We start from the raw sequence: 11,487 nt of genomic DNA on the forward strand, positions 1-11,487 counted from the left end.
CGAATTCCGGGACTTTTTTATTTATATACTTCTTCTTTTTATTCGAAGTGAATGGTAGTGTTTGGTAATAAGGCTTTTACCTTATCTTGTTCTTTTTTACTTAACTCATTTCCAACCAGAACAAGAGTTTTAAGATTTTTTAAGTTTGCTATTTCTATTGGCAAACTGGTTAGTTTGTTTAGCGCCAGGTCAAGAGTTTCAAGAGAGGATAAAGTTGCGACAGATTTGGGTAACTCTGCTAATGCGTTTTGTCTTAGATTTAATATCTTAAGATTTTTCAGATTCCCGAATTCATAAGGAAGCGTCGTAATTTTATTTTTGTTAAGACTTAATTCCTTGAGATGTACTAATTTTCCTATAGAAGGAGAAACAGTTGTTATCTGGTTACTATTAAGATCTAATGATAACAGAGCAGTTAGTTTCCCGAATTTATCAGAGATTGTAGTTGCTTTGTTATTAAAGAAATTAAGTTTTACCAGGTAAATCAGGTGGTCACTATTTGCCGGTAAATCGGTCAGAATTTTAGAGCTAAAATCCGCACAATAAACTACTTCCGGTTCAAAAAAAGCACCATCCAGGTCAAAACATTCGCCCATGCAGCTCTTTTCAAGTTTTGCAGCGGCATCTTCTTTCCCCAATTTCATTGCACTTACAAAATCAGTACATAGCTCTGAGCTGAAGAATCCCATTTTCTTGCCTAAAAGATCCTTAGCATATGCTCGATGGTAATAAGCATCTGCAAAATCAGGTTTTAAGCTAATTGCGTTGGTAAATTCCCCAATGGCCTGAATATATTCTTTTCTATTAAGACTAGCTAAACCATTTTCATAATAAGTCTTGGCATCAGGCTGATTAAAACTGGAAAGCGTTATGAAAATGAAAATAAGGCCTACGGTAAAAAACTGTTTCATAGGAGTAGTATTATTCCTTTTTGATTTGTACTTGAGCTTTTAAACAAAGGTTACAATAAGTTTTTCACAAATAATGCTTCCTCCTCATATTCAGAGGAAGATTTTTTTGAGAGTTGCCAAAGGTACAAAAATTATTTGCCTGAATTCATTAGTTCTTCAATTTCGTCAGCTTCAATTGGAATATTTTCCATTAAATCGATTGGTCCTTTTTCTGAAAGAAGTATATTATTTTCAATTCGTATGCCTAATCCTTCTTCTTTAATATAAATGCCTGGCTCGACGGTAAAAACCATTCCGTTTTCAAATATGGCATTTCTGCTGCCTACATCGTGTACGTCCAGACCTAGGTAGTGACTGACTCCATGCATAAAATATTTTCTGTATAATGGATTGGCTGGGTCTTGGTTTTTAACTTCCTTATTGTCAAGTAGTTTTAGTTTTATTAATTCTTCTTCCACAATTTTACCTACGGTTTCATTGTAGGTTTTAAAATTATTTCCTGCCACCAAGAGTTTTTTAGCTTCTTTCATGACTTTAAGGACGGCATTGTAAACATCTTTCTGTCTTGAGGTGTATTTTCCATTTACTGGTATACTTCTGGTGAGGTCTGCAGCATAGTTGGCATATTCCGCTCCAAAGTCCAGGAGCAGTATATCCCCATCTTTACACCTTTGGTCATTTACTACATAATGTAGAATACAACTGTTTGCTCCAGAAGCGATTATGGATTGATAAGCAGGTCCGCGTGAACGGTTTTTAAGAAATTCGTAAGCTATTTCTGCCTCAATTTCGTATTCCATTACTCCAGGTTTTACGAAGTTTAGTACTCTCCTGAAAGCTTTTTCTGTGATATTCACAGCTGTTTTCATCTGTTCTATTTCTATTTCTGATTTTATTGACCGGAGTTTATGAAGAATGGGAGCAGATCGTTCATAGGTATGTAAGGGGTAATTTTTCTTACACCATTTTGCAAATCTTTCTTCCTTTGACAATACTTGTTTATCTGCTCTGGTATGCTCATTGTAGTTTAAGTAAATCGAAGAGCAGTCGAATATTAAAGAGTTTAATACAGATTTAAACTGAGAAGACCAGTATATAGTGGGAATCCCTGATGCCGCTGAAGCTTCGGTTTTAGTAAGTTTGTTTCCTTCCCAGGTTGCGATATGTTCATTCGTTTCTCTGATAAAAAGAATTTCCCTTAGAGACTCACTTTTTGCATCAGGAAATAAAACAAGAATAGTCTCTTCCTGGTCTATACCTGAGAGGTAAAATAGATCGTTATTTTGTCGGAAGGGCAGAGTGCCGTCAGCATTGGTGGGATATATATCATTGGAAACAAATATTGCAATGGACCCGGGTTTAAGTTGACTAACAAAATTTGATCTGTTTTTTACAAAAAGGCCCTTATCAATAGGTAGGTATTTCATTTTAAAGTAATTTTATAAATCGTTTTGAAAATTGATATTTATGAATAAAATAATAAAAACCATATTCTTTTGTTTCATTTCAGTTTATTCGTTCGGCCAGAATAAATACTGGGTTAATTTTAAAGATAAAGATATTCAGAATTATGATTACGAAAAGTATTTAAGTTCCGAAACGATCAAAAACAGAAAACGATTTAATCTGGCACTATATCAATACTCAGATGTGCCTGTTAATCCGCTATATATTAAGACGCTCACTAATTCCGGTATTGACATTCAAAGTAAATCACGATGGTTTAATTCCGTCTCTGTATTTCTTAATCAAGACCAGTTGAAGCAAATATCCGAAATGCCTTTTGTTGCATCAGTGGAACCGGTTAACAGGGATATTATCATTACTGGTAGCGAAACTAATTTGAAACCGGAAAACTATCATATCGCAATGATACAGATGCAGTCGAATGCAATGCTGGCTAAAAACCTTACAGGGGAAGGTGTTACCATAGGTGTAATAGATGCAGGTTTTCTTCAGGCTAATTCAGATAGATATCTTGTTCATTTATTTGAAGAAGAAAGGATTAAAGGCCAGAGAGATTTTCAGGATCCTTCCAGAAAGGACATAATGAGTGAATCTGCTACTGATGCTGATTCTCATGGAACAACCGTACTTCAGATGATAAGTGGATATTACCCCCAGCAGAAAACTCAGACAGGTTTGGCAGTAAACAGTAATTTTTACCTGGCAAGAACTGAAAATGGTGCAAGAGAATACAGAGGAGAAGAAGATAAGTGGATTGAAGCCATAGAATGGTTGGATAGTTTAGGAGTAAGGCTGGTGAATACTTCTCTGGGATATGCGATAAATATGGATGATCCTAAAGAAAATTATAAACCGGAAGAAATGAACGGAAAAACAACCAGAATAAGTAAAGCAGCTCAGACTGCAGTGGCAGATAAAGGAATATTTGTTGTTGTATCTGCAGGAAACGAAGGTAGTAATCCTGGTTGGAGAATTATTTCTTCTCCTGCTGATGCAGAAGGTGTATTATCTGTGGGAGCAACCAGAGACAGATATTGGGATAAAATTTCATACAGTAGCATTGGTCCTGAGTTTTTAAATTACATGAAACCTAATGTTAGCTGTTTTTCACCAAATGGTACTTCATTTTCTGCTCCCGCTGTTGCAGGATTTGTCGCTTGTCTGATGCAAATGGATCCTAATAAATCTAATAAGGAATTAAAAGCCATTATGGAAAAAAGCGGACATTTATATCCTTATGGGAATAACTTTATCGGATATGGAGTTCCTCTTGCTTCAAGAGCCATAGCGCTAATGGAAAATCCAGATTTCAAGTTAACTCATTCTGATGAAAAACATGTTTCAGGCTCCAAGGTTCAGATAAAGATTGATAAAAATCTCAATGCAGATGTAGTTCTGTTTCACAAAAAGAATGAAACAATAGTAAAATACCAGGAAATCGGTACGGTACACAAAGGCAGACTGAAAATCAAGAGAATACCAGGAATCGCCAGAACTACTGTAGCTTTTGGTCAGGAAGTACTGGAGATCATCTGGGACTAGTTGATTTCGATTTGTCAGTACTTATGAGTTAATTTGTTTAATGAAAGATTATGAAATTTTTACCCTGAGCAATGGGCTCAGGGTTGTTCATAGATTTGTATCCCATACTAAAATAGCCCATTGCGGATTTGTACTGGATGTTGGCAGCAGGGACGAGCATCCGGAGGAACATGGCATTGCCCACTTTTGGGAGCATATGGCTTTCAAGGGCACACAAAAACGTAAATCTTTTCATATCATCAACAGACTTGAGGTATTCGGAGGCGAGTTGAATGCATATACTACAAAAGAAAAAATCTGCTTTTATGCCTCAATCCTTGATGACCATTATGAAAAAGCAGTAGATCTGCTGGCTGACATAACTTTTAATTCTACATTTCCTGAGAAAGAAATAGAAAAAGAAAAAACTGTTATACTTGAAGAAATGTCAATGTATGAAGATTCTCCAGAAGAGTCCGTGCATGAAGATTTTGAAGAGCTCATTTATGGCAAGCATTCTTTAGCCCACACCATTCTGGGAAAAAATAATACGGTTAAATCATTTCAGAAAAAACATTTTATTGATTTTCTAAAAGAAAATCTTGATACCAGAAAAATCATATTTTCTTCTGTCGGCAATATTCCTGTGAGTAAAGTAAAGAAACTTGCAGAAAAGTATTTTTCAGAAATTCCACTTAGAGCAGTTAAGAAAAAAAGGAGTCCATTTAATGCTTATAAGCCCAGAATCCTTGTGGTTAATAAGAAAATTCAACAAGCGCATTGTATATTGGGCAATAAAGCATATTCCATAAAAGATGAAAAGAGATTACCATTTTTTATGCTGATAAATCTACTGGGAGGGCCGAGCATGAACTCAAGGTTAAATATGTCTCTGAGAGAAAAACATGGTCTTGTATACAATGTGGAAGCCAATTATAATTCATTTGTAGACACGGGTAACCTTTCAATATATTTCGGTACTGAAAAGAAGCAGGTTGAAAAAAGTCTTAACCTCGTTAAAAAAGAACTGCGGAAACTCAAAGACAATCCTCTTGGAAGTCTTCAATTGCATACCTGCAAGGAACAACTTATAGGACAATTAGCGATGGCAGAAGAAAGTAATATTTCCTTCATGCAAATGATGGGAAAGAGCTTACTTGACCTTGGTCAGATTGAAGACCTGAATGAGATATTCAAAAAGATCCGAAAAACTTCTGCACTGGAGTTGCAGGAGATTGCGGAAGAAATCTTTGATGAAGATCAGTTTAGTTACCTCACTTACCTTCCTGAATAAAATAATGGAATTCATATCAAAAGATCTGGAACAATATGTAGAACAACATTCTACTCCTGAGTCAGACCTGCTAAAGAGACTTGACAGGGAAACACATGCCAAGATTTTAATGCCGAGAATGGTTTCCGGGCATATACAGGGAAGATTTCTTTCAATGATTTCTCATATGATTAAACCTCAAATTGTGCTTGAAATAGGTACTTTTACGGGGTATTCTGCTATTTGCCTAGCTGAAGGGTTACCTCCTGAAGGAAAACTCATTACAATTGATGTTAATGAAGAAATAGAGTCTTTTGCACGTAGCTTTATTGAAAAGTCAGATAAGGGAAAGCAGATTGAACAAAAAATAGGAAATGCTCTTGATATAATTCCAGAGCTGGATATGCAATTTGATCTTGTGTTCATAGATGCGGATAAAATCAATTATCAGAAATATTATGATCTGGTGTTTGACAAAGTTAAGCAAGGGGGATATATACTTGCTGATAACGTGCTTTGGAGCGGTAAGGTATTTAAAGATATTCCCAGGATGGATAAAGATACCAAAGCACTTATGGATTTTAATGACATGGTTCAGAATGATGAAAGGGTTGAAAATGTGATGTTACCTGTCAGAGACGGGCTTTTACTGATAAGAAAAAAATGATGAGAAAAGGATTGTTTGTTTGGTTATTATTCATTCATCAGCTTGTACTTGGCCAGATCCCGGAAGTACCGGAAAAAATATATTTTGTCGATATGGAGCTGAGGTTTACGGATAAAGCCAGAAAGACTATACAAGCAGAAGTAGATGCGCTCTATCGTAACCCAAAATATTTAGATTTAAAAGTTGAAAAAGCAGATTTATACTTTCCACTTGTAGAAAAAGTATTTAGAGAAGAGGATTTCCCGGATGAGTTTAAATACCTGGCTATCCAGGAAAGCAGCCTTGTTCCTGATGCTGTCTCTTCTTCAAAGGCTGTAGGATATTGGCAGTTTAAGAAGGAAAGTGCCATTGAAGTCGGACTGCGTGTGGATCATGATATCGATGAGCGAATGAATATAGTCTCTGCTTCCAGAGGTGCCGCAAAATATCTTAAGAGAAACAATGCAACTTTGAACAACTGGATCTACGCTCTATTGTCCTACAACCTTGGTCTTGGTGGAGTTCAGCCACATGTTGAAAAAAAATATGTTGGTAGTAAGAAGATGGAAATTGATGGCGGAATGCATTGGTATGTTATCAAGTTTCTGGCACATAAAATAGCTTACCAGGACAAAGTAGGTAAAAATCCCAAGCCAAATTTTAAACTTGTAGAATATACAAATTGTCATCATAAATCTCTTGAAGAAATAGCTGATGAAACCCGTGTAGCAAAAGAAGATGTGTTGAGCTATAACAAATGGGTATTGAGCAGAAAGATTCCTAATGATAAAACATATGTAGTTGTCTTGCTTTCAAAAGCAGATCAGCAGATAGTGATGGCAAGTCAGAATGAATCTGAAAAAGTGGTTAATTCAGAGAGAAAAGGGGGATGGCATTTATTCAGAAGGAAACAGGAAATTGTACCCGATATTCCTGTGGGTGAAATTCCTATTTTGTCAGAGATAAATGGATTAAAGGTAATTAAAGCAAAAGAAGGAGATTCATTCGCTAAGCTGGCCTATCAGGGGGGAATTACAACAACTCAGCTTTTAGCTTATAATGATCTTAATACTTTCGATAAAGTGAAGCCAGGTAAGATCTATTATCTGGAACCTAAAAGAAGCAGAGCTATTGTAATGTTTCATACAGTAAAGCCCGGAGAAACCCTCCAAGACGTTTCCGATCAATACGGAATTAGAGTTAATGATATTAAGAGGAAAAACAGGATGAAGCTGTCTGAAAAGGCTCTTAAACCTGGACGAGTATTATGGCTGAAGAAAAGACGTCCAAAGGATACGCCAATTGAAATTAAGCCTGTCATTATTGATAAGATTCCTGAGACAGTAAAGACTCCGGTTGAGAATAATGAGGTCATCAAAGATCTAAAAACTGAAGAAAAGCCGGAGGCAAAGGTTGTAGAAGCAAAGCCAGAGGTTAAAAATAAGGCGGCTGAACCAAAAGATGAGTCTATATTTATGGACAGCTATATCAGGACAACCGATCCGGATATTGAGAAAAATTATCAGATTCACATTGTGGAAACAGGTCAGACTTTATACGGTATCTCAAAAATGTATTCAACTACTGTTGATTCTCTTAAATATTTTAATTACCTGGAAGGTGGCTTGAAACCAGGATATCAGTTAAAAATCAGAGAGATCAATACTACTCGCAAAACAGGAAGCACAGAAATTAAAGGTTCTGGATCAGGTAATTTTTTCATTCATAAAGTAGAGAAAGGAGAAACGCTTTACAGTATTTCAAGAAAATATAGTGTTTCGGTAAAGGAAATTCAGGAGTGGAATAGTAAAAATGATAATGCGGTTTCAATTGGTGAAGAACTGAAAATTTTGAAGGTTAAGTAATATTTTGGCTTAACTTCAACAGAAGGTTTACTACAAATTATCTAGATTTAAGATTAAAGAAGCTTGAATATCAAAAATCTAGATAAAAAAGGTTTAAACTCAATCCTTGAATCTGCTCCTGTTCCATTAGTTATTACAGACAGGACTTTTTCAGTACTCTACCTTAACAGAAAGGCAAAAGATCTGTTAGGTGAAAAGTACCTTGCGCGCAAGGAAGACAGTTTTCTTGAAATTTTTTCTCAGGATCTAAATTCAATTCCTTCTAATGCTTTGCCGGACAGTCCATCCCGAGTGCTTCTAGCACCATTTGGGAAAGAAGGAAAGTTTTATGAGTGTGAACTCAATTATGACAAATCCAGTGATGATCAGATACTACACTTCTGGTTGAATGAAAAACAGGGCGGCTTCCTAAAAGGGGATTTTGCCAAACTCTTTGATTCAGTTTTGGAAGGAATTTTTTTAATAGGTAATAATGGTATCATTCTCGAAGCAAATCCTGCAGCAGCAAGAATCTATAATTTATCTATAGAAACAATTAGGAATAGTAATATCAAAGATCTCTTCCCTCACCAGCCTGTAGAAGATCAAAACAGCTACTGGAATGGATTTATGAAGAATAAATTCATTGATGGTTTTTATAAATATAAAATCAGCCAAGAGGAAATCAGATATATACAGTTCAGAGGAGTAGCAGACTTTCTCCCAGGTATTCATCTCGCTGTATTTGAAGATGCCACTGAAAGAACAAATGCAGGAAAAGCTTATAGGTCTTCAGCTGCAAGTCTTAATGCAATTTTTGAAAATAGTAATCAGTTTATATTTCTTTTCGACCTTCATGCTAAAATAGTAACTGCTAATACCAAAGCTTTTGAATGGATAGCAGATTTATTCACTACTAAAATTGTACTAGGTACACCTCTCTCAGGCCTTGAAAAGAAAGGGCTATCGTTTTTTTCGGTCTCTTTTTTTGAAGAGGTAAAAAAAGGATTATCGTTGGTAAAGGAATATAAACTTTCTTTAGCCAGGAAGGAACTAAGCTGGATAGAAGTAGATTATTTTCCAGTTTTTGAAAATGAAATAGTGGTGGGAGTCTGTATCAAAATTACAGACATTACAGAAAGAAAAAGAACTCAGGCTGTTCTTGAAGAAAAAGAAGCACGCTTTCGTTCTTTATTTCTTAATTCTTCAGATCTTATAATGGTTCTGGATGATTCTGGTACTATAAAGTACTCAAGTTCTTCCAGCAACAGGATCATTCAGATGAATGCAGAGGAACTGAGTGGTAAAAAGTATGTGTCATTTGTTCATTCTGAAGAGAAAGAAAGCTTTAATAACAAGTTTGAAAATATTTTACAGAATAAACTTCAGGTTTCTATAGAGCACCGCTTTGTTTCAGAGAGCGGTAAAACAGTATATGTAGATTGCATCTTCAATAATTTGACTGGAGACCCCTATGTCCAGGGAATTGTAGTGAATATGCGGGATATTTCAGAATCAAAGAGCAGAGAGGAATATTTACTGCTATTAGAGAGGGCCATAGACAATAGTAAAAACGGTGTTATCATTACAGATTTTTTGCAGGACTATAATCCTGTTATCTATGCAAATAGAGCTATTGAGACAATTACAGGATACCCGATTCATGAAGTAGTGGGTAAGAACAGCGAATTTCTGCTGGGACCTGAGCCAAATCTGAAAGATCTGAAAAGAATAGCAGAGGTTAAAAACAATACAATACCTGTTAAAACAGTTGTAAAAAGCTATAAGAAAGACGGAACCTTATTTTATAAAGAATTATCAATTTCTCCCGTTTTTAACAAAGAGGGGTTATTAACAAATTTAATCGGAATATTAAATGATGATTCGGAAAGGATAATTGCGGAAAAGTCATTACTAGAAGTTTCTAAAGGAATTGATGATAATAACTCCAACGCATTTTATGCTTCACTTGCAGAACATTTAGGAAAGCATTTTGCTGCTGATCATATACTTTTCATTGAGAAAGAAGAAGACGGAAGAATTTTAATTAAAGGACAATGGAGTTCACAGTTTGATGAGTTCACAGTTTCAAATGATCAAAAGAATCCTTTCTGGTCAAGAGTATTCAGCGAAACCTCATTTTTTCATTATGAAGAGGAATTAAAAGAATTTCCGGAAATCTATAACAAGGGCATTCGAAACCTTTGTGCCTTACCTCTAACAGGCAATTCAGGTAATTCAATTGGAGTTATTTTATTATTGAGAAAAGGGAAATTTTTAAATCACGCCTTTCTTGAAATAATATTAAATCTACTTTCATTACGTCTGCTTGCTGAATTTGAAAGAGACAGGAATATTTCTGCATTGCTGTCAAGTGAGGGAAAATTCAGGAGCCTTGCAGAAAATTCTCCGGATATCATTTACATTATAAATCTTGAAGAAAGAAAGATTAAATATTTTAACAGAGATAAAATTCTGGGATTTCCCTCGACTGACCTTATTTATTCAGATGCCTGGGAAAAAATAGTCCATCAGGATGATGTAAATAAGGTTGCAAGGCATTGGAATAAATATTTAAAATCCAAAGGAGTGGACAGTGCTTCCATTGAGTACAGGCTGAAGCATAAAAATGGTTATTATGAATGGGTAAACAATCGTCATGTAATAATAGAAAGGGATCCGGGAGGAAAGCCCTTGAATGTGCTTCTGAATATTACTGTTATAACTAATAGGAAAAGAGCTGAAGATGCTTTAAGAGAAAACCAGGCAAGGCTTACGGCACTGATAGAGAATACAAACGATATTGTCTGGTCAATCAATACACAATATCATTTCACAACAATGAACAATGCTTTTCAGGCATTTGCAAGAAAATATTTTCATTATGAGGCAAGGGTTGGGGATAAATTAACAGATATCTTTCCTTCACAAGTCAGAGATTATTGGAAAGAACAGCATACAAGAGCATTGAAAGGAGAACGATTTGCGGTTGAATTACAGATCCCTGATGATTTTCTATCCTTTGAAATCAATTTTAACCCGATTTATTCAGATAAGGAAGAGATAAGTGGTGCCAGCGTATTTGCAAGAGATATTACTCAAAGAAAAAAAACTGAAAATGAGATTATTCAGGCCAATTTTGAACTGGATAGCTTCGTTTACAGAGCATCTCATGATCTCAGAGCTCCGCTTCGGTCAGTATTAGGTCTTATTTCTCTTGTGAAATTAGAGGAGAATGAAGATCAAAGAAATTATTATCTTAAATTGGTTGAAAAAAGCATAGATAAACTGGATTACTTTATTTCCGATTTAACAGATTTTTCCCGAAACAGCAGGACGGAAATTGAAATTGAAAAAATAGACTTTAACGCTACAATAGCAGATTGTATTGATAATCTGAAATATATGGAAAAGGCAGAGGAGATAGAAATGAGGAAAAATTTTATGACAAATGTTCCTTTTTATTCAGATTCAAGAAGAATCACTATTATTTTTCAAAATCTGTTAAGTAATGCAATTAAGTATCAAAATCATAAGAGTGTTAAACCTTTTGTTGAATTATCAGTAACAACCTTTCCGGATAGAGCCGAGATATCAATCACAGATAATGGAAGAGGTATTCGAGAAGAATATTTGAATAAAGTATTTAATATGTTTTTTAGAGCATCTCAAGATTCTTATGGCTCAGGATTAGGTCTTTATATTACCAAACAGGTCGTTGAAAAGTTAAATGGGAAAATTGAAGTTTTTTCCCAATTTGGAAAAGGCACAACATTCCGCCTAAATCTTCCTAATTTGGAAAATAATAATTATTATTAGTATTAT

7 protein-coding genes are annotated in these 11,487 nt (G+C 35.2%); 5 read left to right on the top strand and 2 right to left on the bottom strand.

Annotated features, from left to right (window positions below; translation table 11 throughout):
- Positions 1-38: 38 nt before the first annotated feature.
- Both MYP_RS00495 and MYP_RS00500 read right to left on the bottom strand, forming a co-directional pair.
- Positions 39-911 (bottom strand): leucine-rich repeat domain-containing protein, encoded by an 873-nt coding sequence (locus tag MYP_RS00495; protein ID WP_052429840.1) that lies wholly within the window; start codon positions 909-911, stop codon positions 39-41.
- Positions 912-1,042: 131 nt separating this feature from the next.
- Positions 1,043-2,338 (bottom strand): aminopeptidase P N-terminal domain-containing protein, encoded by a 1,296-nt coding sequence (locus MYP_RS00500; protein WP_045457019.1) that lies wholly within the window; start codon positions 2,336-2,338, stop codon positions 1,043-1,045.
- Positions 2,339-2,378: 40 nt separating this feature from the next.
- On the opposite strand from MYP_RS00500, the gene MYP_RS00505 reads away from it, so the two are divergent.
- From MYP_RS00505 to MYP_RS24610, 5 genes are all read left to right on the top strand, one after another.
- On the top strand, positions 2,379-3,920 hold the full coding sequence (locus tag MYP_RS00505; protein ID WP_045457021.1) for a S8 family serine peptidase: 1,542 nt from the start codon (positions 2,379-2,381) through the stop codon (positions 3,918-3,920).
- A gap of 40 nt (positions 3,921-3,960) precedes the next feature.
- On the top strand, positions 3,961-5,193 hold the full coding sequence (locus MYP_RS00510) for a M16 family metallopeptidase (RefSeq protein ID WP_045457025.1): 1,233 nt from the start codon (positions 3,961-3,963) through the stop codon (positions 5,191-5,193).
- Between the two features lie 4 nt (positions 5,194-5,197).
- On the top strand, positions 5,198-5,839 hold the full coding sequence (locus MYP_RS00515) for an O-methyltransferase (RefSeq protein WP_045457029.1): 642 nt from the start codon (positions 5,198-5,200) through the stop codon (positions 5,837-5,839).
- Positions 5,836-7,683: a LysM peptidoglycan-binding domain-containing protein gene (locus tag MYP_RS00520; protein WP_081990360.1), complete on the top strand. Its 1,848-nt coding sequence runs from the start codon at positions 5,836-5,838 to the stop codon at positions 7,681-7,683. The genes MYP_RS00515 and MYP_RS00520 overlap by 4 nt, the downstream gene beginning before the upstream one ends.
- Positions 7,684-7,746: 63 nt before the next feature.
- Positions 7,747-11,481 (top strand): PAS domain S-box protein, encoded by a 3,735-nt coding sequence (locus MYP_RS24610; protein WP_052429841.1) that lies wholly within the window; start codon positions 7,747-7,749, stop codon positions 11,479-11,481.
- Positions 11,482-11,487: the final 6 nt, after the last annotated feature.

The sequence above is a fragment of the Sporocytophaga myxococcoides genome (assembly GCF_000775915.1).
GTDB lineage: Bacteria > Bacteroidota > Bacteroidia > Cytophagales > Cytophagaceae > Sporocytophaga > Sporocytophaga myxococcoides_A.

What these genes read in the sequence shown, in the direction of transcription:
- MYP_RS00495 (WP_052429840.1), bottom strand. Translation starts at nt 911, where the DNA reads ATGAAACAGTTTTTTACCGTAGGCCTTATTTTCATTTTCATAACGCTT.
- MYP_RS00500 (WP_045457019.1), bottom strand. Translation starts at nt 2,338, where the DNA reads ATGAAATACCTACCTATTGATAAGGGCCTTTTTGTAAAAAACAGATCA.
- MYP_RS00505 (WP_045457021.1), top strand. Translation starts at nt 2,379, where the DNA reads ATGAATAAAATAATAAAAACCATATTCTTTTGTTTCATTTCAGTTTAT.
- MYP_RS00510 (WP_045457025.1), top strand. Translation starts at nt 3,961, where the DNA reads ATGAAAGATTATGAAATTTTTACCCTGAGCAATGGGCTCAGGGTTGTT.
- MYP_RS00515 (WP_045457029.1), top strand. Translation starts at nt 5,198, where the DNA reads ATGGAATTCATATCAAAAGATCTGGAACAATATGTAGAACAACATTCT.
- MYP_RS00520 (WP_081990360.1), top strand. Translation starts at nt 5,836, where the DNA reads ATGATGAGAAAAGGATTGTTTGTTTGGTTATTATTCATTCATCAGCTT.